Genomic DNA, 25,900 nt, shown 5'->3' with positions numbered 1-25,900 from the left:
AATCACGTATACTCTCGCGTCAAGATCCTTCATTCGCAACCGGATAAAGACTACGTTTCATGGCAGGAAAAAAACCAACCAACAAAACAAACGCGGACGAAACCAGAGAGCGTTCCAGAGATCGTCAGATGGAAGGGCTGAAGATGCCGCCGCACTCGCTGGAGGCCGAGCAGTCGGTGTTGGGCGGTTTGATGCTGGATAACGAGCGCTGGGACAACGTGGCGGAGCGCGTGGTCGCCAACGACTTCTTCAGCCGCCCGCACCGCCTGATCTTTACCGAGATGCAGCGTTTGCTGGAGATGAGCAAGCCTATCGACCTCATCACCCTGTCCGAATCGCTCGAGCAGAAAGGTGAGCTGGACTCGGTCGGCGGCTTCGCCTACCTGGCCGAGCTGTCGAAAAACACCCCGAGCGCCGCCAACATCGGCGCCTATGCCGACATCGTGCGCGAGCGCGCGGTGGTGCGCGAGATGATCTCGGTGGCTAACGAGATCGCCGACGCCGGCTACGATCCGCAGGGGCGCAGCAGCGAAGACCTGCTCGATCTGGCGGAATCCCGCGTGTTCCAAATCGCCGAGAACCGTGCCAGCAAAGACGAAGGCCCGAAGGGCATCGAGCGCATCCTGGAAGACACCGTATCGCGTATCGAGCAGCTGTATCAGCAGCCGCACGACGGCGTGACCGGGGTCGATACCGGCTATCAGGACCTCAACAAGAAAACCGCGGGCATGCAAAAGTCCGATCTGATCATCGTCGCCGCCCGTCCATCGATGGGGAAAACCACCTTCGCCATGAACCTGTGCGAAAACGCCGCGATGACCCAGGAAAAACCGGTGCTGATCTTCAGCCTGGAGATGCCCGGCGAACAGATCATGATGCGTATGCTGGCGTCGCTGTCGCGCGTGGATCAGACGCGCATCCGTACCGGCCAGCTCGACGACGAGGACTGGGCGCGCATTTCCAGCACCATGGGTATCCTGCTGGAGAAGCGCAACATGTACATCGACGACTCCTCCGGCCTGACGCCGACCGAAGTGCGCTCGCGCGCGCGGCGCATTTTCCGCGAGCACGACGGGCTTAGCCTCATCATGATCGACTACCTGCAGCTGATGCGCGTGCCGGCCCTGTCCGACAACCGTACGCTGGAGATCGCCGAGATTTCGCGCTCGCTGAAGGCGCTGGCGAAGGAGCTGCAGGTGCCGGTAGTGGCGCTGTCGCAGCTGAACCGAAGCCTGGAGCAGCGCGCCGATAAGCGCCCGGTCAACTCCGACCTGCGTGAATCCGGCTCTATCGAGCAGGATGCCGACCTGATTATGTTCATCTATCGTGATGAGGTGTATCACGAGAACAGCGATCTGAAAGGGATCGCGGAAATTATTATCGGTAAGCAGCGTAACGGCCCGATCGGCACCGTGCGCCTTACCTTTAACGGCCAGTGGTCGCGTTTCGACAACTACGCGGGGCCACAATACGATGACGAATAATCAGCTAAGGAACTGAAATGAAAGCGGCAACCGCTGTAATCGACCGCCGCGCTCTGCGACATAATCTGCAACAGGTGCGCCGCCAGGCGCCGCAAAGCCGCCTGATTGCCGTTGTGAAAGCAAACGCTTATGGACATGGCCTGCTGGAAACAGCACACACCCTGCAAGACGCCGACTGCTACGGCGTGGCGCGCATCGGCGAAGCGCTGATGCTGCGCTCCGGCGGCATCGTCAAACCGATCCTGCTGCTGGAAGGCTTCTTCAGCGCCGAAGATCTGCCGGTGCTGGTGGCGAACAACATCGAAACCGCGGTGCACAGCATCGAGCAACTCGAAGCGCTGGAGCTGGCCGAGCTGGCGCGCCCGGTGCCGGTGTGGATGAAGCTCGACACCGGCATGCATCGGCTGGGGGTGCGCCCCGAACAGGCGGAGGCGTTTTATCAGCGCCTGTGCGCCTGCCGCAACGTGGCGCAGCCGGTCAATATCATGAGTCACTTCAGCCGCGCCGACGAGCCGGAGTCCGACGCCACCCTGAAACAAATCGCCTGCTTCGAGCAGTTCGCGCGCGGCAAACCGGGCCAGCGCTCGGTCGCCGCGTCCGGCGGCACGCTGCTGTGGCCGGACGCCCACAACGAGTGGGTGCGTCCCGGCATCATCCTGTACGGCGTGTCGCCGCTGGATAACGGCAGCGGCGCCGAGCATGGGCTGCAGCCGGCGATGACGCTGAAGTCCAGCCTGATCGCGGTGCGCGAGCACAAGGCCGGCGAAGCGGTCGGCTACGGCGGCACCTGGGTAAGCCCGCGCGATACCCGGCTGGGCGTGGTGGCGATGGGGTACGGCGACGGCTACCCGCGCAGCGCGCCGACCGGTACGCCGATTCTGATCAACGGCCGCGAAGTGCCGATCGTCGGCCGGGTGTCGATGGACATGATTTCGGTCGATCTCGGGCCGGACGCCGTCGATAAGGTGGGGGATGAAGCGGTGCTGTGGGGGCCGGCGCTGCCGGTCGAGCGCATCGCCGCCTGCACCGGCATCAGCGCCTACGAGCTGATCACCAAGCTCACGCAGCGCGTGGCGATGGAATATATCGGCGACTGATACGCCGCAGGGGCCGACGCGCGTCGGCCCCGTTTCTCAGCGGGTTACTTCTTTACCGCCAACCACTTATCGATAATCTTCTGATACTCCCCGGTCGCTTTGGCCAGGTGCAGCCACTGATCCACATACAGTTTCCAGCTCAGATCGTCGCGCGGCAGCATGTAGGCCTTCTCGCCGTACTGCATCGGCTTGGTCGGATTCACCGCGCACAGCTTCGGATAGCGCTTCTGCTGGTACAGCGCCTCGGAAGCGTCGGTGATCATCACGTCCGCCTTGCGGTCCACCAACTGCTGGAAAATGCTCATGTTGTCGTGCGTCAGCGTCAGTTTGGCCTTCGGCAGATAGGCGTGCACGAAGGCTTCGTTGGTGCCGCCCGCCGGCTCGAGCAGGCGCACCGACGGTTTGTTGATCTGCTCGAGAGTGCGGTATTTCTTCACGTCGGTGCAGCGCACCAGCGGGATCTTGCCGTCGGTATCCAGCTTGTCGGCGAAGAACACCTGTTTTTGCCGCTCCAATGTGACGGAGATGCCGCCCATCGCAATGTCGCACTTGCCGGAGGCGAAGTCCGGCGTCAGGGTTTTCCAGCTGGTTTTCACCCACTTCACTTTCGCGCCCAGGCTCTTGGCCAGCGATTCCGCCATGTCGATGTCGATGCCTTCATAGCTGCCGTCTTCCTTGAGGAAGGTATAGGGCTTGTAGTCGCCGGTGGTGCAGACCTCCAGGGTCTTTTGCTGCAGCACCTTATCCAGGTGGGATTGCGCGCCGGCGCTGCCGGCGGCGAGCAGCAGCGCGAGGGGGAGTAGCTTTTTCATCTGGCGTCCTTTTTATACATTCGTGGTTTTATGCGTTACTTCGCCGTTAATTGTCGTTTGCTTGCATGAGTTAGCCGTTTTTTATACCGCTTACCGGCGAAAACGCCGGGCGTTGCTGCTGTACGCGATTTAAGCGCCAGGGTGTGACGTCGGCAACGGTAAAAAAACTGGTAGGCTGTAACGTCAACATTTATTAACACAGTTTACAGGTGGCTATGTACAACATTGACGATTTTGATATGAAAATCCTGACGCTGTTACAGGCCAACGGCCGTCTGACCAACCAGGAGCTGAGCGAGCTGGTGGGGCTCTCCGCTTCCCAATGTTCGCGGCGGCGCATCAGTCTGGAGCAGGCACAGCTGATCCGCGGTTACCACGCGCGGCTGGCGCCGGAGGCGGTCGGCCTGGGGCTGGTGGGGCTGATCGAAGTCAGTCTGATCACGCACGCGCAGGAGCAGATCGACAGCTTTCATCAGATGCTGGAGGACGTGGACGCGATCCTTGACGCTTACAAGACCACCGGCGACGCCGATTACCTGCTGAAAGTGGCGGTGGCGGACCTGCCGGCGCTGAGCGAATTCATCAGCCAGACGCTGTCGCCGCACAAAAGCGTGGCGCATATCAAAACGGCGGTGGTGCTCAATCGCATCAAGGAAAACGGTTTATTGCCGGTGGCGCGAGAAAGCTAAAACCGAATGCGGTTTTCCGTCTATATTAGGAACGTAACGCTGTGCCCAAAACCACAATAAACCAGGAGAAAAACCCCGTGTTCCAGAACGTTGACGCCTATGCCGGCGATCCCATTCTGTCGCTGATGGAAAAATTCAAACAAGACCCGCGCGCGCACAAGGTGAACCTGAGTATCGGCCTGTACTACGATGCGCAGGGCATCATTCCGCAGATGCGGGCGGTCGCCGCGGCGCAAGCGCAGTTGAACAGCGTCGAGCACGGCGCCTCGGTATACCTGCCGATGGAAGGGCTGCAACCCTACCGTTCCGCCATCCAGCATCTGCTGTTCGGCGCGCAGCACCCGATGCTGCAGCAGGGGCGCATCGCCACCATTCAGACCGTAGGCGGTTCCGGCGCGTTGAAAGTGGGTGCCGACTTCCTGAAAAGCTACTTCCCGGATTCGCAGGTGTGGGTCAGCGATCCGACCTGGGAAAACCACGTCGCCATCTTCAGCGGCGCCGGTTTCAAGGTGAATACCTACCCGTATTTCGACAGCGAAAGCCTGGGCGTGAAGTTCGACGCCATGCTCGCCGCGCTGAAACAGCTGCCGAAGCACAGCATCGCGCTGCTGCACCCGTGCTGCCACAACCCGACCGGTTCCGACCTGACCCCTGCCCAGTGGGATGAGGTGGTCAAGGTGATCGCCGAGCGTGAAATCATTCCGTTCCTCGACATCGCCTACCAGGGCTTCGGCGGCGGCATGGAGCAGGACGCCTACGCCATTCGCGCCATCGCGGCGGCCGGCCTGCCGTGTCTGGTGAGCAACTCGTTCTCGAAGATCTTCTCGCTGTACGGCGAGCGCGTCGGCGGCCTGTCGGTGGTGTGCGAAAGCGAAGAGGCGGCCGGGCGCGTGCTGGGCCAGCTGAAGGCCACCGTGCGTCGCAACTACTCGAGCCCGCCGAATTTCGGCGCGCAGCTGGTGGCCAAGGTGCTGAACGACGCCCAGTTGAAAACCCAATGGCTGGACGAGGTGGAGAGCATGCGCACCCGCATTCTCGAGATGCGTCACGCGCTGGTGGACACCCTGAAGAGCGCGCTGCCGCAGCGCAACTTCGATTACCTGCTGGCGCAGCGCGGCATGTTCAGTTACACCGGCTTCAGCGCGGCGCAGGTCGATCGCTTGCGTGAAGAGTTCGGCGTCTACCTGATCCACAGCGGCCGCATGTGCGTGGCCGGCCTGAACCACAACAACGTGCGTCAGGTGGCCGAGGCATTTGCTGCGGTGCAGTAACGCCTGTTAGTCTGAACGGACGTTCATCGGGGAGCGATAGCGATATCGCTCCTTTTTTATTGCCGGCGCGCCGCCGAAGTTGCCGCAAACCGGAGAGAGAATATACTGATTGAGGGGCGCTCACTCATGTGGCATCAGCAAACGCTAATCCTCAGCGCAAAAGCGCGTGGCTTTCATCTGGTTACCGACGAGATCGTCAACCAGTTAACCCACTTACACCGCCTGCAAACCGGCCTGCTGCATCTGTTGCTGCAGCATACCTCGGCCTCGCTGACGCTCAACGAGAATTGCGATCCCACGGTGCGAGCCGATATGGAGCAGCATTTCCTGCGTCAGGTGCCGGAAAACGCACCCTATCAGCATGACTACGAAGGGCCGGACGACATGCCGGCGCACATCAAATCCTCGCTGCTGGGCGCTTCCTTGACGCTGCCCGTCAGGCACGGGCGGCTGATGTTGGGCACATGGCAGGGCATCTGGCTGGGGGAGCACCGCATCCACGGCGGAGCACGCCGTATTGTGGCCACATTACAGGGGGAGTAACCCAATGAATAACAGCGCATTGCTGGAGTACTGCATGGCGAAGCCGGGCGCGGAGCAAAGCGACCAGAACCAGTGGCAGGCCAGTCAGATCAAGGTGGGCGACGTGATGTTCGCCATGGTGTGCGAGGTCGAAGGGCGGCCGGCGCTGGCGGTCAAGTCCAGCCCGGAGCTGGCGGAAAGCCTGCGCGAACACCATCCGGAGATCGTCGCCTGCGCCGGCCTGAACAAGGCACACTGGAACACGGTGTTTCTCGACGGCAACCTGCCGAACTCGCAGTTTTACACGCTGATCGACAGCTCCTATCAGCTGGTGGTGGAAGGCCTGCCCGAACACGTGCGCCAGGAACTGCGCGCCTGATTGCCGGGCGGCGGCGCCGCCCGTTTTTCTCCTGTTTTTTCGCGTCAAAGCGTGATCGTGATTTTAAATTGGGAACGTTCCCTTTTTGTCGTCAGACAAAAGCGGCTACGCTTGGGCATTCAAGATACGCGGATAACATAAGGAGGCCGACATGGCCATCAGCGAAGAAAAGCGCAAGATGATCGCCGGGGAGCTGTACGACGCCGGCGATGACCTGCTGCGCAGCGAGCGTCGGCGCGCACGCCAGCTGACGCATCGCTATAACCACTCCTCGCCGGAAGAGGGCGAACTGCGCAAGCAGTGGCTGGACGAGCTGCTGGGCGGCTATCAGGGCGGCACCATCGAGCCGACCTTCCGCTGTGACTACGGCTATAACATTTATCTCGGCAAGAACTTCTACGCCAATTTCGACTGCGTGATCCTCGACGTGTGCGAGGTACATATCGGCGACAACTGCCTGCTGGCGCCGGGCGTGCATATCTACACCGCGACCCATCCGCTGGACGCCGAGACCCGCGTCGGCGGCGCGGAGTTCGGTAAGCCGGTCAAGATTGGCGACAACGTATGGATCGGCGGACGCGCGGTGATCAATCCGGGTGTGACCATCGGCGATAATGCGGTCGTGGCCTCCGGCGCGGTGGTGACCAAAGACGTGCCGGCCAACTGCGTGGTGGGCGGCAACCCGGCCAGGGTCATCAAGCACCTATAAAAAAACGGGCGCCGCCGGGCGCCCGTTGTCATCAGGCTCGCAGCGAGTCTATATCCACCACGAAGCGGTACTTCACGTCGCTTTTCAGCATGCGCTCATAGGCCTCATTAATTTGCTGCATCGGGATCAGCTCGATATCGGACGTGATGCCGTGTTGGCCGCAGAAGTCCAGCATCTCTTGCGTTTCCGCGATGCCGCCGATCAGCGAACCGGCGATGCGGCGGCGCTTTATGATCAGATTGAACACCTGCGGCGACGGATGATCGTGCTCCGGCGCGCCGACCAGCGTCAGGGTACCGTCGCGGCGCAGCAGGTTGAGGAACGGGTTCAGATCGTGCTGGGCCGCCACCGTGTTGAGGATGAAATCGAAGCTGTTGACGTGCTGCGCCATCTCCTCCGGGTTGCGCGAAATCACCACTTCATGGGCGCCGAGGCGCTTGGCGTCTTCTATTTTCGACGGCGAGGTGGTGAACAGCACCACGTGCGCGCCCATCGCCCGCGCCAGTTTGACGCCCATGTGCCCCAGCCCGCCGAGGCCGACGATGCCGACCTTTTTGCCTGGTCCCGCGCCCCACTGGCGCAGCGGCGAATAGGTGGTAATGCCGGCGCACAGCAGCGGCGCGACTCCGGCCGGATCGAGATTTTCCGGCACTCGCAGTACGAAGTCCTGATCCACCACCAGATTGGTGGAGTAGCCGCCGTAGGTCACGGCGCCGGTCTGGCGGTCCTGACCGTTATAGGTGCCGGTAAAGCCGTTCTCGCAATACTGTTCCAGCCCCTCATCGCAGCTCGGGCAGCTGCGGCAGGAATCCACCATGCAACCGACGCCGACCAGATCGCCGACCCGGTAACGCGAGGCATGGCCACCGACGGCGCTAACGCGGCCGACGATTTCGTGGCCCGGCACCACCGGGTAAATCGTATTGCTCCATTCGTTGCGAGCCTGATGCAGGTCCGAATGGCACACGCCGCAGAACAGCACCTGAATTTGCACATCGTGGTCGCGCAGGGCGCGCGGTGGGTAATCGAAAGGCACCAGCGCAGACTTCGCATCATGCGCGGCATAGGCATGGGTAATGTTCATGGTCGCTCCAGTTATCAATGTATGGGGGACAACGCTTGGCCGGCAGCGGAGTGCCGGTGAGACGCGGCCTGAATCAGACAGGGCGGCCGCCGAGGGAACATTGATGATAAAAGCGGTGAGCGCGGAGGGAAATGCCTGAAAATGTCGAAACCTTGCCCGTTTCTGTTTGATTGCAGCGAAACGGGTCAGCGTGCGGGCCGCCTGAGCGACGGCCCGCACGCCGGCGATACTACTTGTTCAACAGCGGTTTCAGGAAGCGCGCGGTGTGCGATTTTTCACACTCGGCCACGGTTTCCGGCGTGCCGGCGACCAGGATCTCGCCGCCGCCGCTGCCGCCTTCCGGCCCCAGATCGACGATCCAGTCGGCGGTCTTGATCACGTCCAGGTTATGCTCGATGACCACGATGGTGTTGCCCTGATCGCGCAGCTGATGCAGTACCGCCAACAGCTGTTGAATATCGGCGAAGTGCAGACCGGTGGTCGGTTCGTCGAGGATATACAGCGTCTGGCCGGTGCCCCGTTTCGACAGCTCGCGCGCCAGCTTGACGCGCTGCGCCTCACCGCCGGAGAGCGTGGTGGCCGACTGGCCGAGACGGATGTACGACAGGCCGACATCCATCAGGGTCTGCAGCTTGCGCGCCAGCGCCGGCACCGCGTCGAAGAACTCACGCGCTTCTTCGATGGTCATCTCCAGCACTTCGTGGATGCTCTTGCCCTTGTACTTCACTTCCAGCGTTTCGCGGTTATAGCGCTTGCCCTTGCACTGATCGCACGGCACGTAGATGTCCGGCAGGAAGTGCATCTCGACCTTGATCACCCCGTCGCCCTGGCAGGCTTCACAGCGCCCGCCCTTGACGTTGAAGCTGAAGCGGCCCGGCGTATAACCGCGGCTGCGCGACTCCGGCACGCCGGCGAACAGCTCGCGTACCGGGGTGAAGATGCCGGTATAGGTGGCCGGGTTGGAGCGCGGCGTGCGGCCGATCGGGCTCTGATCGATGTCGATCACCTTGTCGAAATGCTCCAGGCCGGTCACTTCGCGGAACGGCGCCGGCTCGGCGATGGTGGCGCCGTTGAGCTGGCGCTGGGCGATCGGGAACAGCGTATCGTTAATCAGCGTCGATTTGCCGGAGCCGGACACGCCGGTGATGCAGGTAAACAGACCGACCGGCAGCGTCAGCGTCACGTCCTTCAGGTTGTTGCCGCGCGCGCCGCTCAGCTTCAGCACCTTGGTCGGATCGGCCTGCACGCGCTGCGCCGGAATGGCGATCTCGCGCTTGCCGCTGAGGAACTGGCCGGTCAGCGAGTCCGGCTGCGCCATGATGTCGTCGACGGTGCCTTCCGCCACCACCTGGCCGCCGTGCACGCCGGCGCCGGGGCCGATGTCGATCACGTGATCGGCGGCGCGGATGGCGTCTTCGTCATGCTCCACCACGATCACCGTGTTGCCGAGGTTGCGCAGGTGGATCAGCGTTTCCAGCAGGCGCTCGTTGTCGCGCTGGTGCAGGCCGATCGACGGCTCATCCAGCACGTACATCACGCCCACCAGGCCGGCGCCGATCTGGCTGGCCAAACGGATACGCTGCGCTTCGCCGCCGGAGAGCGTCTCCGCCGAGCGGGACAGTGACAGGTAGTTCAGGCCGACGTTCACCAGGAATTTCAGGCGATCGCCGATCTCTTTCAGCACTTTTTCGGCGATCTTGGCGCGCTGGCCGCTGAGCTTCATGTTCTGGAAGAAGGTCATCGCATGGCCGATGCTCAGATCGGAGATCTCCGGCAGCGTAGTGTCTTCGACGAACACGTTGCGCGCTTCTTCGCGCAGGCGGGTGCCGTGGCACGAGGCGCAAGGGCGGTTGCTGATGAATTTCGCCAGCTCTTCGCGCACCGCGCTGGATTCGGTCTCTTTATAGCGGCGCTCCATGTTATGCAGCACGCCTTCGAACGGATGGCGGCGCACGGTGGTGTCACCGCGATCGTTGATGGATTTGAATTCGATCGACTCTTTGCCGGAGCCGCTCAGCACCGCCTTCTGCACGTTGGCGCTCAGGGTGTTGAACGGCGCCTCTACGTCGAACTCATAGTGCTCCGCCAGCGAGCGCAACATCTGGAAGTAATAGAAGTTGCGGCGATCCCAGCCGCGGATTGCGCCGCCGGCCAGCGACAGCTCGGGGTTTTGCACCACGCGGTCCGGATCGAAGAACTGCTGCACGCCCAGGCCGTCGCAGGTCGGGCAGGCGCCGGCCGGGTTGTTGAAGGAAAACAGGCGCGGTTCCAGTTCGCGCATGCTGTAGCCGCAGATCGGGCAGGCGAAGTTGGCGGAAAACAGCAGCTCGTCCGCTTTCTCGTCGTCCATATCTGCCACCACCGCGGTGCCACCGGACAACTCCAGCGCGGTTTCGAACGATTCGGCCAGGCGCTGCGCCATGTCGTCGCGCACCTTGAAACGGTCGACCACCACTTCGATGGTGTGTTTCTTTTGCAGCTCCAGCTTCGGCGGATCGGACAGATCGCACACTTCACCGTCGATGCGCGCGCGGATATAGCCCTGAGCGGCCAGGTTTTCCAGCGTTTTGGTGTGTTCGCCCTTGCGATCTTTCACCACCGGCGCCAGCAGCATCAGGCGTTTGCCTTCCGGCTGGCTCAGCACGTTGTCGACCATCTGGCTGACGGTCTGCGCCGCCAGCGGCACATGGTGATCCGGGCAGCGCGGCTCGCCGACGCGGGCGAACAACAGGCGCAGGTAGTCGTGGATCTCGGTGATGGTGCCGACCGTGGATCGCGGGTTGTGCGAGGTGGATTTCTGCTCGATGGAGATCGCCGGCGACAGACCTTCAATATGGTCGACGTCCGGCTTTTCCATCAGCGACAGGAACTGGCGCGCATAGGCGGAGAGCGATTCGACGTAGCGGCGCTGCCCTTCGGCATACAGCGTATCGAAAGCCAGCGATGACTTGCCGGAACCGGACAGGCCGGTGACGACGATCAGTTTGTCACGCGGGATGATCAGGTTGATGTTTTTCAGATTATGGGTTCGAGCACCACGAACTTCAATATTGTCCATTTACACTTCCCGTCTTGATGATACACCGCGCCTGTCGCGATTTTTGCGGGGGATTTTGTGATGGATCTCGCAAAAAACCGGCACAGCCTGGTCGAAACGCATAATTATGACACAAAAAAACCTGAATGAATATCCAGTATGCGAATGCAACAAGGTCGATTGAAAAGACAATTCTGGAATGCAATTCGCACTTATCAACACGGGTGTGGTTTCGCACTCAGCGTGGTAAACTGACGCGTTTATACTGTGTAGAAATCAATCATCGGGAGAAGTGCTCATGGCCAGCAGAGGCGTAAACAAAGTAATTCTGGTCGGGAATCTGGGTCAGGATCCAGAAGTCCGTTACATGCCGAACGGCGGCGCAGTGGCCAACATTACCCTGGCGACCTCCGAAAGCTGGCGTGACAAGGCGACCGGCGAACAGAAAGAGAAGACCGAGTGGCACCGCGTCGTGCTGTTCGGCAAACTGGCCGAAGTGGCGGGCGAATACCTGCGTAAAGGCTCTCAGGTCTACATCGAAGGCTCCCTGCAGACCCGTAAATGGCAGGATCAGAGCGGCCAGGATCGCTACACCACCGAGATCGTGGTTAACGTCGGCGGCACCATGCAGATGCTGGGCGGCCGTCAGGGCGGCGGCGCACCGGCCGGTCAATCTGCCGGCGGCCAGGGCGGTTGGGGCCAGCCTCAGCAGCCACAGGGCGGTAACCAGTTCAGCGGCGGCCAGCAGCAGTCTCGCCCGGCGCAGAACAGCGCTCCGGCAACCAGCAACGAACCGCCAATGGATTTCGACGACGATATCCCGTTCTGATATCCGGCTGTTTGCAGCCAACAAAAAAGCCCCTTCACGGGGCTTTTTGTATTTCAGAGGGCGTTACGCCGAGAAGCCGCCGTCGATGCTCAGGCTGGCGCCGGTGATATAACCCGCCTGCGGGCCGGCCAGGTAGGCGACGAAGCCGGCGATCTCTTCGTCTTTGCCGTAGCGGCCGATCGCCATCAGCTGCTTGAGCTGATCGGCGAATTCGCCGGCGTCCGGGTTCATTTCGGTGTCCACCGGGCCGGGCTGCACGTTATTGACGGTGATGCCGCGCGGGCCGAGATCGCGCGCCATGCCCTTGGTCAGGCCGACCAGCGCCGATTTGCTCATCGCATACACCGCCGCGCCGCCGAACGGCACGCGCTCGGCGTTGGTGCTGCCGATGTGGATGATGCGGCCGCCGTCGTTCATGTGGCGCGCCGCCTCCTGGCTGGCGACGAACACGCTGCGCACGTTGACCGCCAGCATGCGATCCAGGTCTTCCAACGCCAGCTCCTCGGTGCTGCCCAGCGTAAACACCCCGGCGTTGTTCACCAGAATATCCAGATTGCCGAACTGGCTGACCGCCTGGCGCACCGCCTGCTGCAGCGCCGCCGCATCGGCGCTGTCGGCCTTGATGGCGAGGGCTTTGCCGCCGGCGGCAGTGATGGCGCTTGCCACCGCTTCGGCGCGATCGGCCGAGGCGGCGTAGGTAAAGGCGACGGCAGCGCCTTCGCTCGCCAACCGTTTAACGATGGCGGCGCCGATGCCGCGTGAACCGCCTTGAACGAACGCGACTTTGCCTTGCAGAGGGTGTGCTGTGGTCATGTTATTTCTCCAAAGTGGGTGAGGGTAAGGCGTTATTCCCAGTATCGGTGAAATGTCTGGCGGCCACTGTTCACAAAGAGCTTTGCCGCTAAAACGAGAAAAGCCCCTTGCGGGGCTTCTTTCTTCCGTCGGTTGGCTGTTCGACGATCAGTTGAAGATTTCTGCGGTGCCGTACAGTTTGTTCTGGCCGCCGGCGGCGACGATGCGGTATGAGCTGGCGCCCGACGCGGCGGCTTTGCTGGCCAGTTCGCTTTCCAGCGCGCTCAGGTTGGTGGCGCCGCTAACGGAGACTACGCCGATTTTCTGGGCGTCTGCAGCGGGTTGGCTGGAAGGCAGGTCAGCGGCGAAGGTAGCGAAAGAAGCGGTAGCCAGCAGCGCAGCGGTAGCAAAAATTTTGATGTTTTTCATGATGTGTTCCTCAGCGTATTGATTGGATTAGAGCCCGTTTTCTCTCGATGTATTAAATAGTAGTGCGGCAGGCTGGAATAAAAAATCGGAGAGTTTTGAGTATCTCTGTCAAATAAATTGATTGTTTTTTCATCCGCTGGCGTGCGGTAAAAATCGCCACTACCCTTTACAGACGATCCTTAACCGGAGAAGCGTAATGACGGTAAACGCATTTATCGGCAGCAGGGCGCTGGTGTCCTCGGCATTTGAGAACCAGGACGGCGAGCTGAATCACCCGCTGGGTGAGCAGGTGCTGGGGCGCATCCACTATGAGGCCAACGGCACGATGGCGGCGCAGCTGTACAGCGCCGTGCGGCCGCGTTTCGCCGCTGACGATTTGGCGCAGGGGGCCGAGCGGGAGATCCGCGCGGCCTTCATCATATGATTTGCTACTGCGGCCGTTATCAGGTGGAGGAAAGCGAGCAGCGGGTGGTACATCAGGTCGAAGGCTGTTCATTCCCCAACTGGGTAGGCAGCCGTCAGGTGCGTTTTTACGCTTTCAGCGGCGATCGACTGACGTTGCGCGCGGTGCCCTTGCAGCTCGGCAACGGCGTGCAGGTGGGCGAACTGGTGTGGCAGCGGACAGGAGCTTCTTTATGATCATTGTTCATCATCTCAATCACTCGCGGTCGCAGCGCATTCTGTGGTTTCTGGAAGAGCTGGGCGTGCCCTATCAGGTGCAACGCTACGAACGCGATCCGCAGACTATGCTGGCGCCGGCGGCGCTGAAAAAGATCCACCCGCTGGGCAAATCGCCGGTGATCGTCGACGGCGATCTGACGCTGGCGGAATCCGGCGCCATCATCGAATACCTGCAGGAAGCCTATGACGCGCAAGGGATGTTCATGCCGACCGACTTCCACGCGCGCCAGCAATACCGCTACTGGCTGCACTACGCGGAAGGATCGCTGATGCCGCTGTTGGTGATGAAACTGGTGTTCAGCCGGCTCGGCCAGCCGCCGATCCCCTGGCTGCTGCGGCCGGTGGCCGGCGCGATCGGCAAGGGCGTGCAGCGCGAATATCTCGACAAGCAGATCGCGCCGCACTGCGACTTCCTCGAACAGCACCTGAACAAGGGCAGCTGGTTTGTCGGCAATGACTTCAGCGCGGCGGACATTCAGATGAGCTTCCCGCTGGAGGCGATGGCAGCGCGAGGCGCGTTGGATGATTGCCCGAAACTGCGCGGTTTTTTGCAGCGCATTCATGCCCGGCCCGCCTACCAGCGGGCGTTGGAGCAGGGCGGCCCTTACGCCCTGCTGAGCTAATCGGATGGGCTATACTCGATGGGGTCATTCTTTATCGGAGGTAGCCCATGGCTACGCAAATCTTCGTTAACCTGCCCGTCAGCGATCTGCCCGCCTCGATGGCGTTCTTTACCCACCTGGGTTTCACTTTCAACCCGCAATTTACCGATGACACCGCCGCGTGCATGGTGGTCAGCGACACGATTTACGTGATGTTGCTGACCCACGACAAATTCAGGATGTTTACCCCGAACCCGATCGGCGACGCCAAACAGGCCACCGAAGTGCTGGTATGCCTGTCGCAACCCAGCCGGGCGGCGGTGGACGAACTGGTGCGCAAGGCGGTCGCCGGCGGCGGCAACACCTACCACCCGCCGCGGGACTACGGCGTGATGTACGGCCACGGTTTTCAGGATCTGGATGGCCATATCTGGGAATTGATGTATATGGATCCCGCCGCGGTGCAGACGCAATAACCCTGCCGTGACGGCGTTCGCCGGGGCGCCTGTCGCCCCGGTTTTATCGTGCTGGCGCTATTCCCGCCGCTTTCTGCATAAATTGCCGCGATCTTTAGTTGATTAGACGCTATGGAAGGCAGGATAATCGTTTGCCTTGAATAAACCACCATAAATCACCCGTACCGCGCGCTGCGAGTTAAACGTTTGCCTTGGTGCGCATCGCCGTTGGCGCTGCGACAGAAGGGCAAGGATGCGGAACGTGACGTAAACGATTACGTGACGATCGGGCGCGGGCGAGATTACAGGCCTGCTGCGACGGGCCGATTCATGAAACACAGGGGAAGTAACCTATGTCGAACTCTCAAGCGAACCACGCCGCAAAACCAACCGGCGGGCTTGATGGCTATTTTAAAATTTCCGCGCGCGGCAGCAGCGTGCGCCAGGAGGTGGTGGCGGGGCTGACCACCTTCCTGGCGATGGTGTATTCGGTGATCGTGGTGCCGAGCATGCTGGGCAAAGCGGGCTTCCCGCCGGCGGCGGTGTTTGTCTCCACCTGCCTGGTGGCCGGGCTGGGCTCGCTGCTGATGGGGCTGTGGGCTAACCTGCCGATGGCGATCGGCTGTGCGATCTCGTTGACCGCCTTCACCGCCTTCAGCCTGGTGCTGGGCCAGCACATCAGCATTCCGGTGGCGCTGGGTGCGGTGTTCCTGATGGGCGTACTGTTTACCATTATCTCGGTCACCGGCATCCGCGCCTGGATCCTGCGCAACCTGCCGATGGGCGTGGCGCACGGCACCGGCATCGGTATCGGTCTGTTCCTGCTGCTGATCGCCGCCAACGGCGTCGGCCTGGTGGTGAAGAACCCGCTGGATGGTCTGCCGGTGGCGCTCGGCGCGTTCACCTCCTTCCCGGTGGTGATGACGCTGGTCGGCCTGGCGGTGATCTTCGGCCTGGAAAAACTGCGCGTGCCCGGCGGCATTTTGCTGGTGATCATCGCCATTTCCATCATCGGCCTGATCTTCGACCCGGCGGTGAAATACCAGGGGCTGTTCGCCATGCCGAGCCTGGCGGACGCTGACGGCAAATCGTTGATCTTCAGCCTGGATATCATGGGCGCATTGCAGCCGGTGGTGTTGCCGAGCGTGCTGGCGCTGGTGATGACCGCGGTGTTCGACGCTACCGGCACCATCCGCGCGGTGGCCGGGCAGGCCAACCTGCTGGATAAAGACGGGCAGATCATCAATGGCGGCAAGGCGCTGACCTCGGATTCTCTGAGCAGCATCTTCTCCGGCCTGGTGGGCGCCGCGCCCGCCGCGGTCTACATCGAATCCGCCGCCGGCACCGCCGCGGGCGGCAAGACCGGCCTGACCGCCACCGTGGTCGGCATTCTGTTCCTGCTGATCCTGTTCCTGTCGCCGCTGGCCTATCTGGTGCCGGTCTATGCCACCGCCCCGGCGCTGATGTACGTCGGCCTGCTGATGCTGAGCAACGTCACCAAGCTGGACTTCAACGACTTCGTCGACGCGATGGCCGGCCTGCTGTGCGCGGTGTTCATCGTACTGACCTGCAACATCGTTACCGGCATCATGCTGGGCTTCAGCTCGCTGGTCATCGGTCGCATCTTCTCCGGCGAATGGCGCAAGCTGAACATCGGCACCGTGCTGATCGCCGTGGCGCTGGTGGCGTTCTACGCCGGCGGCTGGGCGATTTAAGACCCTCAGGTTTCCCTCGCCCGCCGGGCGAGGGAAGCTGTCACGGCATTTCCCTTCTTAAGATAAGTCTTCTTCTGCTCTGCACCGCGTTTTGAAAGGCACAACAAGCTTTAACGGCTGTAAAAAAAGTGATCTACTATCGGGACCAACGCAGGCCCTGAGCCGATGTCGTCTGAATCGTAGAGTCTAAGGAAAGCATGGAAATCTTTTTTACAATCCTCATTTTGATCCTGGTGGTCTCCCTGTCCGGGGTGGTGACGCGCATGTTGCCGTTCCAGGTGCCGCTGCCGCTGATGCAAATCGCCATCGGGGCCCTGTTGGCCTGGCCGCATTTCGGGCTGCACGTCGACTTTGATCCCGAACTGTTCCTGGTGCTGTTCATCCCGCCGCTGCTGTTCGCCGACGGCTGGAAAACGCCAACGCGCGAATTCCTGCACCACGGGCGTGAAATTCTCGGCCTGGCGCTGGTGCTGGTGCTGATCACCGTGGTCGGCGTCGGCTATCTGATCTACGCCATGGTGCCGGGCATTCCGCTGGTGGCGGCCTTCGCGTTGGCGGCGGTGCTGTCGCCGACCGATGCCGTGGCGCTGTCCGGCATCGTCGGCAAAGGGCGCATTCCCAAGCCGATCATGGGCGTGCTCGAAGGCGAGGCGCTGATGAACGACGCATCCGGCCTGGTGTCGCTCAAGTTCGCCATCGCGGTGGCGATGGGCACCATGGTGTTCACCGTGGGCGGCGCAACCCTCGAGTTCCTCAAAGTGGCGATCGGCGGCCTGTTGGCCGGCGTGGCGGTCACCTGGACCTACAGTAAATCGCTGCGGGTGATGAGCCGCTGGAGTGGCGACGATCCGGCGACCCAGATCGTATTCCTGCTGCTGCTGCCGTTCGCTTCTTACCTGATCGCCGAACACATCGGCGTCTCCGGCATCCTGGCGGCGGTAGCGGCGGGGATGACCATCAGCCAATCCGGCGTGATCCGCAACGCGCCGCTGGCGATGCGCCTGCGCGCCAACAGCGTATGGGCGATGCTGGAGTTCGTGTTCAACGGCATGGTGTTCATCATGTTGGGCCTGCAGCTGCCGGGCATTCTTGAAACCTCTATCCTGCAGGCGGAGCTGGATCCGACCATCCAGACCTGGTACCTGTTCGCCGACGTGGCCACCATCTACGCCGCGCTGCTGGTGCTGCGTTTCACCTGGCTGTGGGTGATGAAGAAGGCCAGCAACCGCTTTATGAAAAAGCGCCCGCTGCAGTTTGGCGACTACAGCACGCGTGAGCTGTGGGTGGCGTCGTTCGCCGGGGTGCGCGGGGCGATTACCCTGGCCGGTGTGCTGTCGATACCGCTGTTGCTGAGTGACGGCACCGCCTTCCCGGCGCGCTATCAGCTGGTGTTTATCGCCGCCGGTGTGATCCTGTTGTCGTTGATCGTCGGCGTGCTGGCATTGCCGCTGCTGCTGCGCGGCGTTCAGGTGGCCGACAAGAGCGCCAGCAAGCACGAAGAGCGCATGGCGATCGCCATGGCGGCCGAAGTGGCAATCGAGAGCGTGAATAAAATGGAAGAGCGTCTGGTCGCCGATACCGAAGAGAACCTCGATCCGCAGGTGTTGAAAGAGGTCAGTTCGCGGGTGACGGGCATGCTACGGCGGCGCATCGCGTCGAAAGACGATATCGAGAATGCGTTGGCGATGGAAAACCTCGAGCGGCGTTTCCGCCTGACGGCGCTGCGCGCCGAGCGCGGCGAGCTGTACCATCTGCGCGCCACGCAGAAAATCAGCAACGAGACGCTGCAAAAACTGCTGCACGATCTCGACCTGCTCGAAGCGTTGCTGATCGAACGCGAAGGGTAAACCTCAGAAGAGGAATCATGTTTTCCTCTTTATTTCTGTCCCGAAGGGCCGCCTGTGCGGCCCTTGTTTTTTGGCTACTTGAGCGGCGGCCAGTAGTCGCGGCAGCAGGCGATCCAGGCCTGCGCGCCGTGCGACAGGTAGCTGCCCTGGCGCCAGATCAGCCCGATTTTCCACTCCATGCGCGGTTCCAGCGGTAGCCAGACCAGGTTTTCCTTGTCCAGCCAGCGGCAGACCGGCTCCGGCAGCATGGCGATGCCCACGCCGGCCTGCACCATCGAGGCGAGGAAGTCCCATTGGCCGCTGCGCACCGCGATTTGCGGTTCAAAACCGGCCTGGCGAAACGCCTTCATCAGCATCTTGTACAGCGCAAAGTCTTCGTTATAAATCAGGATCGGGCTGTCGGCCAATTCGGCGATATTGATGCTGGTGCGGTTGAGCCACTGCGGCGTGCGCGGCGCCACCACGCACATCGGATGGCCCAGCAGCGGCAGAAAGGTCAGCGGCTGTTCCGAATCGAAGGGCAGCACCGTCATCGCCAGATCCAGTTCGCCGGACATCACCGCCTGTTCGACCGACAGCCCGCCCAGCTCGGAAATTTTCAATTCGATGCCGGGGTAGGTCTGGCGAAAGCGGCGGATCAGATCGGCGATCTGCCTGCCCACCATCGGCGGAATGCCCAGCCGCAGCACGCCCTTTTTCAACGAGCTGATGTCTTCCAGCTCCGCCTCCAGCTGGCGGAATTCGTCGAGGATCGTCAGGCCGCGCTGATACAGCGCCTGGCCGCTGTCGGTCAGGCGCAGCTTGCGGCCTTCGCGGATCAGCAGCGTGCATTCCAGCTCCTCTTCCAGATGCCGCAGCATCTTGCTGATGGTGGGCTGGGTGACGAACAGTTTTTCCGCCGCGCGGGTGAAGCTTTGCTGGCGCACCACTTCAACGAAGTAGCGCAGGGTGCGGACATCCACGTTAGGGTTCTCCTTGAGGGCGCTACCGGCGGGAAACTATTCCCGGACGGCATGATGTCGATAATTTTAATTCATTTCAGGCGTGGTTTCCCGGCTGCGTATACTGTAGGCCGTCAATTATTGTTTGAGGTCATCTTTCATGTCTCTGGCGTTACGCCGCGTTGCCCCCTCCCTGCTGACCCGTTTGCAGGTGCCGATTCAGGTGGCGTTGTATGCGGCGCTGTTCCTGATCGCCGATCGTCTGGTGCAACAATTCCACCTGCCGCTCCCCGCCAATATCGTCGGCATGTTGATGCTGCTGGCGCTGATCCTGCTGCGCATTCTGCCGCTGAGCTGGGTCAAGGCCGGCTCCCGCTGGCTGCTGGCGGAAATGCTGCTGTTTTTCGTGCCGGCGGTGGTGGCGGTGGTCAACTATGCTCAGCTGCTGATGGTCGAGGGCTGGAAGATCTTTCTGGTGATCGCGATCAGCACCATGCTGACGCTGGGCGCCACCGGGCTGGTGGTGGACAGGGTGTATCGGCTGGAGATTTGGCTGCAGCGACGGAAGCAGCGCCATGAATGACTTTATCCTCAGCCTGGCCTGCTTTCTGGCGACGCTGGCGCTGTATTTCGCCAACAAGAAACTCTATCGCCGCCGCCGCACGTTACTGCTGATGCCGCTGGTGCTGACGCCGATGATCCTGGTGCTGCTGCTGGTGGTCACCCACATCTCCTATCAGGACTATATCGGTGAAACCCACTGGCTGCTGTGGCTGCTGGGGCCGGCGACCATCGCCTTCGCGGTGCCGGTGTACGAGAACCTGCACATCATCCGCCGCCACTGGCTGTCGCTGACCGCCGGGGTAACGACGGCGGTGCTGGTGGCGGTGTACAGCTCGGTGTGGCTGGCGCGCCTGCTGACGCTGCCGGAAGAGGTACAGCGCAGCCTGGCGGTGCGTTCGATCACCACGCCGTTCGCGCTGGAGGCCGCCAAACAGATGGGCGGGCAGCCGGATCTGGTGGCGCTGTTCGTGGTGATCACCGGGGTGTTCGGCATGGCGGTGGGCGACATTCTGTTTCTGCGGCTGGCGGTGCGCAGCCGCCTGGCCAAGGGAGCCGGGTTTGGCGCCTCGTCGCACGGCGCCGGCACCGCCCGCGCTTATGAACTGGGGCCGCAGGAGGGCGTGGTGTCGAGCCTGGTGATGATGCTGGCCGGCATTATCACGGTGGTGGCCGCGCCACTGATCGGCCGGCTGATGTGGTAAGACCTCTAGGGGCGGGCTCTGCCGCCCCATTTTTACATTGTCTGTCGTTGGGAACGGTGCCGTCGATGAGCGCCCGAAAAAACGAAGAAATTTTTCAGCATAATTTTTCCCATCGTTATAACAAAAAACGATAGATGCGCCGTGGGCAAAATTGGCGGTCATTTTTCATGGTAATGAATTAATTAAATAATAAATCATTGTCATTAAAACAATAAAGTATAACTTATTGATATGGAGAGGCTCTTATCGTAAGCATTGTTGCACATTAACTATAGTGAACAATAAAAAAGAATATGAATTTCTCTCTAATTATATCGGATTAATACAAGAGGAATACGCTTGTCATCCCTAAGTAATATCGGGGAAATAAAATGGTCATTTATTCCCTTTCGCACATTTCGCCAAAAAAAATATCCTCTCCTATACTTCACAGCTCTACAAATTGAGGCACAGGGGGAACCTCTGGATTAACCATTTCATTCTTTCTTAGTTGGGGGAAACCCAGCTTTTCTACGGTTTTTTATTCTGACTTGAACTGTCGGACGGCCAGGCTTTGCCTAAATCCGGACGGTCCCTTTCATTAACGTAATGAAAACGTGCTAGAGAATATTATGAACAAACAAACTGATGTGAAGAGTGGGGAATTCCGTACGGATGCTCAGGCCGCGGCGGAGAAAGTCGAACTGCATGAAATGACTATCGCCCAGCGTGAACTCTGGCTGGGGGAAAACATTTCCAAAGAGTTGTCGTTCAATATCTGGGGCTATGGGCTGGTTGACGGGCCTCTCGACGTTAAGCTGCTGCGGCAAGCCATCGATGCTATCGTCGAAGAAACGCCGGCTCTGCAAGCGCATTTTGTGGAAAAAGACGGTGAGCTTTATCAATACCGCGCGCCACGCACACATGAGCCGCTGTTCACACTCGATCTCAGTAAGGAACCCGATCCCCTCCAGGCGGCCAGACGCTGGATGGTGGCGGATGCGGCGCTGCCGCGCCGTGCCACGGGAGAGGAACCTTTTAGTTTTCATGTGATTACGCTAGCTCCGCAGCGCTATGTCCTCTATCGGCGTTTCCACCATATGATCACCGACGGCCGCAGTGCCGAGGAAGTGATGCGACGCATCGCGGCTTACTATAACGCGCTGGCGTCCGGCGGCGTCATCCCTGAATTCGCCAACTGCAATTTCTCTCTGCTTTATGAAAACGACATCAAATACCGCGATTCCTCACGCTTTTCTTCCGATCAGGCTTTTTGGCGGGAATATACTGCCGCTGCGCCGCAGAGTTTGTCGCGTAGAGCCATATTGACTCCGGACGCCGCGATGAACCGCAACACGCAGCTGCTGGAAAAAGAGGCATTGGATCAGCTGCAGCAACAAGCTGACAATATCGGTGTACACCGCGCACATATATTGGCCGCCGCCGTAGCATTATGTTTCTACAGCCTGACCGGCAGTGAATATCTTAATTTCAGCATGCCGGTGACCGGGACGAGAGAACGAAACAGTATTGGTATGACCTCTAACGTTGTCCCTTTGATTATCAAGGTCGAACCCCAGCTGAGCCTGGCCGAATTTATCCAAAAGGTTGCGGCCGAAATAGCAAAAGTGGTTCGCCATCAATTATATCGTGGGGAGGACATTCGGCGTGACAATGGCGCGACGGATTCCGCCTGGTTTGGCCCTTCAATTAACATTGTTTCTTTCGACCACGGCGATCCTTTCTGGGGATGCCGCACCCGTTGGTATTATGGCGGGAATATTCCGTCCGGCGATCTACAGATTATGCTGTATGAAGACCAGCAGGCGAATGAGCTGGACGTCACTTTTTCTGACGCCGCTTATGCAAATTCATTAGGCGATCTGGATGTTTTGCAGCGCCGTTTCCAGTTTATTTTACGGGCGCTGAACGCATCAACGGCGGGGACGATCGAGGCGTTGGATCGGCAAGTGGCGGCGCTGGCGGATGCCGAGGCCGGCGGCAGCTTTTACACCAATCGTCGGCAACCGCCTGCCGGCGGCATCATTCGTTGGGATCGCCCGGCTGAGGCGCTGCAGCGCCTGGTGAGCTCGCTGAGCCATGGCGCGGGATGCGCGGCGAAGATACTGCTGGCGGATCGCGTGTTGGGCGTGACGGCGCTGCAGGCGGTGAGCGATGAGCGACAGGCCCACCCCGGTACCCTGCTGCACGTCGAGGCCGACGGCTGGGTGATTGCCGCGAGCCCCGGCGTGGTGCACGTCGGGCCGTTCTTGCGCGCCGACGGCTCGACTCAACCAGGCGATGCGCTGGCGCAGGCCTGCGGCCTGTCTGTCGGCTCGGTCTTGCCGACGATTAACGCTGCCGAAGCCTCGCTGTTAGGCGCGGCGTATGGCGCCAGCGCCGATAGCGCCGCGTTTTGGCAACCGCGCCTGACGCGTTATTATCCGGCGCCGTTCCCGCCGGGGCCTGGCCGCCAGGCGGATCTTCCCGCACGCTGGCAGGCGACGGCCTGGCAGCGCCTGGAAAAAATTGCCGGCGAGCAGGTGCTGGCGGCAGCAACCCTTTATCTGGCGCGTATGTGCAATGAAACCGATTTTCAGCTGGGGTGGATCAGCCCGGACGATCGGAATTGGGGTCGTTGGGCCCACCTGAGCGCGCGCGTGCTGCCGCTGCAGATCTCTGTTGATCACACCAGCAATTTCCAGCAGGCGTTGGCCGCGCTGGAACAGGAATATAGCCAGCTGCGCGCTCATGCCGATTATCATCCCGCGTTGCTGACGCGCGATGCGGACCTGCGAGCACCTCAGACTTGGCCGACGGCGGTATCGATCGTCAGTCGGCGCTCGGCGCAGGGGTTGCAGCCTGAAGACGAGGGGGTTGCCGCCATCATGGCTTCCGGTTCGCGCGCGGTATTGCAAATCTGCAAGGCTGACGGCGCTTTCCGTTGGGTCTACGACGCCGCCTCCGTGGCTGACGAACAGATGTTGCGTGCGACGCAACATCTGCTGATGCTGCTCAACGACGCGGTGAGGGCGGGTTCTCATCGTCGCACCGTCGGCGAACTCAGTCTGGTTTCCGAGGAAGAACGTGCGCAGTTGCTGCAGGGCCTCAACCACACCGTCGCTTCACACACGCCGGCGGCTTGTCTGCACCGGTTGTTCGAAGCACAGGTCAGACGGACGCCGGAGGCGATCGCGGTGACGTATGGCGATGACAGCCTGACCTACGCGGAATTGAATACCCAGGCGAACCGTTGGGCCCATCGGCTGGTACAGCTTGGCGTGCAGCCGGACAGCCTGGTGGCGCTGTGCGCCGGGCGCGGGCTGCCGATGCTGGTCGGGCTGCTGGGGATCCTCAAAGCCGGCGGCGCCTATGTGCCGCTGGATCCCGCCTATAGCGGCGAGCGGCTACAGTACATCCTGGCGGACTCGGCGCCGGTGCTGCTGTTGGCGGATGAGCTTGGCCGACAAGCGCTGGGTGACTGCGAGGTGCCGCTGCTGGCGCTGGAACAGCCACTGACGGGGGAAGGCGACGATCTGCAGGATGTCGGGGTGCGCCCGGCGCACCTGGCGTATGTGATTTATACCTCCGGCTCGACCGGCAAACCCAAAGGGGTGATGGTGGAGCACCGGCAGGTCGCGCGGTTGTTCAGCGCGACGAACGCCTGGTTCAACTTCAGCGCCGCCGACAGGTGGTGCCTGTTCCACTCATTCGCCTTCGACTTCTCCGTCTGGGAGATCTGGGGCGCCTGGCTGTATGGCGGCCAGCTGTTCATCGTACCGCAGGCGATCGCCCGCTCGGCGCCGGATTTTTATCATTTCGTCTGCCGCAGCGGCATCACGGTATTGAACCAGACGCCGAGTGCTTTCAAAGCCTTTATCCAGGCTCAGGCGCACAGCGAAGCGCGCCAGCAGCTACGCGAGATCGTGTTCGGTGGCGAAATGCTGAAGCCTTCCGATCTTGCGCCGTGGTTTGCTCGTCCAGAGAACCGGCAGACACGATTGATCAACATGTACGGTATCACCGAGACCACGGTGCATGTGACTTATCGGCCGCTGTCGGCGCAGGATACGGCGATCACCACCAGTCCGATCGGCAGCCGCATCCCGGATTTGCGCTTGTATCTGCTGGGCGCCGACGGCGAACCGGTGCCGATGGGGGCGATCGGCGAACTTTACGTCGGCGGCGAAGGGGTGGCGCGGGGTTACCTGAACCGGCCCGAATTGACGGCGGAACGTTTTCTCGATGATCCTTTCAACCGGGCGCCGGGTGCGCGCATGTATCGTACCGGCGATCTGGCGCGCTATCTGCCGGGGGGCGATATCGAATACCTGGGGCGCAATGACCAGCAGGTAAAAATCCGCGGTTTCCGCATCGAATGCGGCGAGGTGGAGGCACAGCTGAGTACCGATCCGCGCGTGCGCAGTGTAGCCGTGGACGCGATTGACGATGGCGATGGGGGCAAGCGACTGGTGGCGTGGGTGGTTCCGGCACCGGAAGCCGAACGCGCTACGCTGGCGACCGGGCTGCGTCAGCATCTGCAGGCGCGGCTGCCGGATTATATGGTGCCGGTGGCTTACGTTTGGCTGGAGGCGTTACCGCTGACCGGCAACGGCAAATTGGACAAGCGGGCTCTGCCGGTGCCGCAGGTCGACGCCTACGTGCGTGAAGCCTATGCGCCGCCGCAGGGCGAGGCGGAAAACCTGCTGGCGGCTATCTGGCGCGAGCTGCTGGGCGTAGAGCGCGTCGGTCGCTATGACCACTTCTTCGAACTGGGCGGGCATTCGCTGATGGCGGTGCGCCTGGCTAACCGCGTGCAACAGGCCGGATGGCAGTTACCGTTGCAGGCGCTGTTCGCCAGCCCGGTACTGCACGTGCTGGCGCAGGCGCTGGAAGTTGCGCCGGCTCAGGAACCGCTGCCGATACTGCCGGTGGCGCGCGACGGCGAATTGCCCCTGTCGTTCGCCCAGCAACGCCTGTGGTTCCTGACCCAGTTGGAGGGGATGAGCGAAACCTACCATATCCCCCTGGCGCTGCGGCTGCACGGCCGGTTGGACCGGCAGGCGCTGCAACATAGTCTGGATGCGCTCTATGCGCGTCACGAATCGCTGCGTAGCCGGTTCATTACTTGGGAAGATCGGCCACAGGTGCAGATTTTGCCGGCAAACGGGCTGCCGCTTGCGTTCCACGATCTGCGACGTCACCCCGCGCAAGCCGACACGCTGTGCCGTCAGGCGGCCACTCAACCGTTCGATTTGACGCAGGGGCCGCTGGTGCGCGC

Annotated in this window: 21 protein-coding genes and 1 pseudogene; 16 read left to right on the top strand and 6 right to left on the bottom strand. The window is 61.2% G+C overall.

All coding sequences use genetic code 11. From position 1 onward, the window contains the following. Window positions 1–59: 59 nt before the first annotated feature. Both dnaB and alr read left to right on the top strand, forming a co-directional pair. Window positions 60–1,484, top strand: a complete 1,425-nt coding sequence (gene dnaB / locus HMPREF3138_RS08540) for a replicative DNA helicase (RefSeq protein WP_025160134.1) — start codon at window positions 60–62, stop codon at window positions 1,482–1,484. Between the two features lie 17 nt (window positions 1,485–1,501). Further along, window positions 1,502–2,581 carry an alanine racemase gene (alr, locus tag HMPREF3138_RS08535; protein WP_038874317.1) on the top strand — a complete coding sequence of 360 codons (1,080 nt, stop codon included), beginning with the start codon at window positions 1,502–1,504 and terminating at the stop codon, window positions 2,579–2,581. Between the two features lie 44 nt (window positions 2,582–2,625). Here alr and HMPREF3138_RS08530 read toward each other — a convergent pair whose 3' ends face one another. After that, on the bottom strand, window positions 2,626–3,393 hold the full coding sequence (locus HMPREF3138_RS08530; protein WP_038874315.1) for a transporter substrate-binding domain-containing protein: 768 nt from the start codon (window positions 3,391–3,393) through the stop codon (window positions 2,626–2,628). A 215-nt stretch (window positions 3,394–3,608) separates the two neighbouring features. Here HMPREF3138_RS08530 and HMPREF3138_RS08525 point away from each other — a divergent pair, with 215 nt between their 5' ends. From HMPREF3138_RS08525 to maa, 5 genes are all read left to right on the top strand, one after another. Next, entirely contained in the window at window positions 3,609–4,082 is a 474-nt protein-coding gene (locus tag HMPREF3138_RS08525) for an Lrp/AsnC family transcriptional regulator (protein WP_038874314.1), read from the top strand. A gap of 77 nt (window positions 4,083–4,159) precedes the next feature. Further along, window positions 4,160–5,353, top strand: a complete 1,194-nt coding sequence (locus HMPREF3138_RS08520) for an amino acid aminotransferase (protein WP_038874312.1) — start codon at window positions 4,160–4,162, stop codon at window positions 5,351–5,353. Between the two features lie 126 nt (window positions 5,354–5,479). Next, window positions 5,480–5,896: a secondary thiamine-phosphate synthase enzyme YjbQ gene (locus HMPREF3138_RS08515; RefSeq protein WP_004936779.1), complete on the top strand. Its 417-nt coding sequence runs from the start codon at window positions 5,480–5,482 to the stop codon at window positions 5,894–5,896. A 4-nt stretch (window positions 5,897–5,900) separates the two neighbouring features. Then, the gene (locus tag HMPREF3138_RS08510) at window positions 5,901–6,254 is read left to right on the top strand and encodes an MmcQ/YjbR family DNA-binding protein (protein ID WP_038874311.1); all 354 of its coding nucleotides are present in this window, start codon (window positions 5,901–5,903) and stop codon (window positions 6,252–6,254) included. 151 nt (window positions 6,255–6,405) lie between these two features. Next, complete coding sequence (gene maa, locus HMPREF3138_RS08505; protein ID WP_038874310.1) at window positions 6,406–6,963, top strand: maltose O-acetyltransferase; 558 nt, start codon at window positions 6,406–6,408, stop codon at window positions 6,961–6,963. Window positions 6,964–6,994: 31 nt separating this feature from the next. Here the strand turns inward: maa and HMPREF3138_RS08500 are convergent, their stop codons facing one another. Beyond that, on the bottom strand, window positions 6,995–8,047 hold the full coding sequence (locus HMPREF3138_RS08500) for an NAD(P)-dependent alcohol dehydrogenase (RefSeq protein ID WP_038874308.1): 1,053 nt from the start codon (window positions 8,045–8,047) through the stop codon (window positions 6,995–6,997). Window positions 8,048–8,276: 229 nt separating this feature from the next. Beyond that, window positions 8,277–11,105, bottom strand: a complete 2,829-nt coding sequence (gene uvrA / locus HMPREF3138_RS08495; protein ID WP_070558926.1) for an excinuclease ABC subunit UvrA — start codon at window positions 11,103–11,105, stop codon at window positions 8,277–8,279. A 277-nt stretch (window positions 11,106–11,382) separates the two neighbouring features. Here uvrA and ssb1 point away from each other — a divergent pair, with 277 nt between their 5' ends. Beyond that, a complete protein-coding gene (ssb1, locus tag HMPREF3138_RS08490) occupies window positions 11,383–11,913 on the top strand; it encodes a single-stranded DNA-binding protein SSB1 (protein ID WP_004936793.1) in 531 nt (176 codons plus the stop codon). A 63-nt stretch (window positions 11,914–11,976) separates the two neighbouring features. Here ssb1 and HMPREF3138_RS08485 read toward each other — a convergent pair whose 3' ends face one another. Both HMPREF3138_RS08485 and HMPREF3138_RS08480 read right to left on the bottom strand, forming a co-directional pair. Beyond that, window positions 11,977–12,726 (bottom strand): 3-oxoacyl-ACP reductase family protein, encoded by a 750-nt coding sequence (locus HMPREF3138_RS08485; protein WP_038874304.1) that lies wholly within the window; start codon window positions 12,724–12,726, stop codon window positions 11,977–11,979. 147 nt (window positions 12,727–12,873) lie between these two features. Beyond that, the gene (locus HMPREF3138_RS08480) at window positions 12,874–13,134 is read right to left on the bottom strand and encodes a multiple stress resistance protein BhsA (protein ID WP_038874302.1); all 261 of its coding nucleotides are present in this window, start codon (window positions 13,132–13,134) and stop codon (window positions 12,874–12,876) included. 196 nt (window positions 13,135–13,330) lie between these two features. Here HMPREF3138_RS08480 and HMPREF3138_RS08475 point away from each other — a divergent pair. The 5 genes and pseudogenes from HMPREF3138_RS08475 (at window position 13,331) to HMPREF3138_RS08455 (ending at window position 18,434) form a co-directional block, all read left to right on the top strand. Beyond that, window positions 13,331–13,773, top strand: a pseudogene (locus HMPREF3138_RS08475) (lipocalin-like domain-containing protein). Continuing rightward, window positions 13,770–14,438 (top strand): glutathione S-transferase family protein, encoded by a 669-nt coding sequence (locus tag HMPREF3138_RS08470; RefSeq protein ID WP_038874300.1) that lies wholly within the window; start codon window positions 13,770–13,772, stop codon window positions 14,436–14,438. Before HMPREF3138_RS08475 ends, HMPREF3138_RS08470 begins: the two are co-directional and overlap by 4 nt. A 47-nt stretch (window positions 14,439–14,485) precedes the next feature. Further along, window positions 14,486–14,893: a VOC family protein gene (locus HMPREF3138_RS08465; protein ID WP_038874298.1), complete on the top strand. Its 408-nt coding sequence runs from the start codon at window positions 14,486–14,488 to the stop codon at window positions 14,891–14,893. Window positions 14,894–15,225: 332 nt separating this feature from the next. Next, window positions 15,226–16,587, top strand: coding sequence for an NCS2 family permease (locus tag HMPREF3138_RS08460; RefSeq protein ID WP_004936819.1), 1,362 nt, complete (start codon window positions 15,226–15,228; stop codon window positions 16,585–16,587). A 197-nt stretch (window positions 16,588–16,784) separates the two neighbouring features. Then, window positions 16,785–18,434 (top strand): Na+/H+ antiporter, encoded by a 1,650-nt coding sequence (locus HMPREF3138_RS08455; RefSeq protein WP_025304430.1) that lies wholly within the window; start codon window positions 16,785–16,787, stop codon window positions 18,432–18,434. A gap of 74 nt (window positions 18,435–18,508) precedes the next feature. Here HMPREF3138_RS08455 and HMPREF3138_RS08450 read toward each other — a convergent pair whose 3' ends face one another. Further along, a complete protein-coding gene (locus HMPREF3138_RS08450; RefSeq protein WP_038874296.1) occupies window positions 18,509–19,396 on the bottom strand; it encodes a LysR family transcriptional regulator in 888 nt (295 codons plus the stop codon). 139 nt (window positions 19,397–19,535) lie between these two features. On the opposite strand from HMPREF3138_RS08450, the gene HMPREF3138_RS08445 reads away from it, so the two are divergent. The 3 genes from HMPREF3138_RS08445 to HMPREF3138_RS08435 form a co-directional block, all read left to right on the top strand. Beyond that, entirely contained in the window at window positions 19,536–19,958 is a 423-nt protein-coding gene (locus HMPREF3138_RS08445) for a CidA/LrgA family protein (protein ID WP_028127545.1), read from the top strand. Continuing rightward, a complete protein-coding gene (locus HMPREF3138_RS08440; protein WP_004936833.1) occupies window positions 19,951–20,640 on the top strand; it encodes an LrgB family protein in 690 nt (229 codons plus the stop codon). The genes HMPREF3138_RS08445 and HMPREF3138_RS08440 overlap by 8 nt, the downstream gene beginning before the upstream one ends. 611 nt (window positions 20,641–21,251) lie before the next feature. Further along, the coding region (locus HMPREF3138_RS08435) for a non-ribosomal peptide synthetase (protein ID WP_139145130.1) at window positions 21,252–25,900 on the top strand (4,649 nt) is incomplete at its 3' end.

Origin of the sequence: Serratia sp. HMSC15F11 (assembly GCF_001808215.1) — a bacterium.
Classification (GTDB): Bacteria; Pseudomonadota; Gammaproteobacteria; order Enterobacterales; family Enterobacteriaceae; genus Serratia; species Serratia nevei.
Note: the sequence above shows the minus strand (reverse complement) of the source record. Positions and strands in the feature narration are given on the sequence as shown.

Bases quoted from the DNA above. Each gene is read 5' to 3' on its own strand.
- HMPREF3138_RS08525 (WP_038874314.1), top strand. From the start codon at position 3,609: ATGTACAACATTGACGATTTTGATATGAAAATCCTGACGCTGTTACAG.
- HMPREF3138_RS08465 (WP_038874298.1), top strand. From the start codon at position 14,486: ATGGCTACGCAAATCTTCGTTAACCTGCCCGTCAGCGATCTGCCCGCC.
- HMPREF3138_RS08445 (WP_028127545.1), top strand. From the start codon at position 19,536: ATGTCTCTGGCGTTACGCCGCGTTGCCCCCTCCCTGCTGACCCGTTTG.
- HMPREF3138_RS08480 (WP_038874302.1), bottom strand. From the start codon at position 13,134: ATGAAAAACATCAAAATTTTTGCTACCGCTGCGCTGCTGGCTACCGCT.
- HMPREF3138_RS08440 (WP_004936833.1), top strand. From the start codon at position 19,951: ATGAATGACTTTATCCTCAGCCTGGCCTGCTTTCTGGCGACGCTGGCG.
- dnaB (WP_025160134.1), top strand. From the start codon at position 60: ATGGCAGGAAAAAAACCAACCAACAAAACAAACGCGGACGAAACCAGA.
- HMPREF3138_RS08485 (WP_038874304.1), bottom strand. From the start codon at position 12,726: ATGACCACAGCACACCCTCTGCAAGGCAAAGTCGCGTTCGTTCAAGGC.
- HMPREF3138_RS08455 (WP_025304430.1), top strand. From the start codon at position 16,785: ATGGAAATCTTTTTTACAATCCTCATTTTGATCCTGGTGGTCTCCCTG.
- HMPREF3138_RS08460 (WP_004936819.1), top strand. From the start codon at position 15,226: ATGTCGAACTCTCAAGCGAACCACGCCGCAAAACCAACCGGCGGGCTT.
- uvrA (WP_070558926.1), bottom strand. From the start codon at position 11,105: ATGGACAATATTGAAGTTCGTGGTGCTCGAACCCATAATCTGAAAAAC.
- ssb1 (WP_004936793.1), top strand. From the start codon at position 11,383: ATGGCCAGCAGAGGCGTAAACAAAGTAATTCTGGTCGGGAATCTGGGT.
- maa (WP_038874310.1), top strand. From the start codon at position 6,406: ATGGCCATCAGCGAAGAAAAGCGCAAGATGATCGCCGGGGAGCTGTAC.
- alr (WP_038874317.1), top strand. From the start codon at position 1,502: ATGAAAGCGGCAACCGCTGTAATCGACCGCCGCGCTCTGCGACATAAT.
- HMPREF3138_RS08515 (WP_004936779.1), top strand. From the start codon at position 5,480: ATGTGGCATCAGCAAACGCTAATCCTCAGCGCAAAAGCGCGTGGCTTT.
- HMPREF3138_RS08470 (WP_038874300.1), top strand. From the start codon at position 13,770: ATGATCATTGTTCATCATCTCAATCACTCGCGGTCGCAGCGCATTCTG.
- HMPREF3138_RS08530 (WP_038874315.1), bottom strand. From the start codon at position 3,393: ATGAAAAAGCTACTCCCCCTCGCGCTGCTGCTCGCCGCCGGCAGCGCC.
- HMPREF3138_RS08510 (WP_038874311.1), top strand. From the start codon at position 5,901: ATGAATAACAGCGCATTGCTGGAGTACTGCATGGCGAAGCCGGGCGCG.
- HMPREF3138_RS08500 (WP_038874308.1), bottom strand. From the start codon at position 8,047: ATGAACATTACCCATGCCTATGCCGCGCATGATGCGAAGTCTGCGCTG.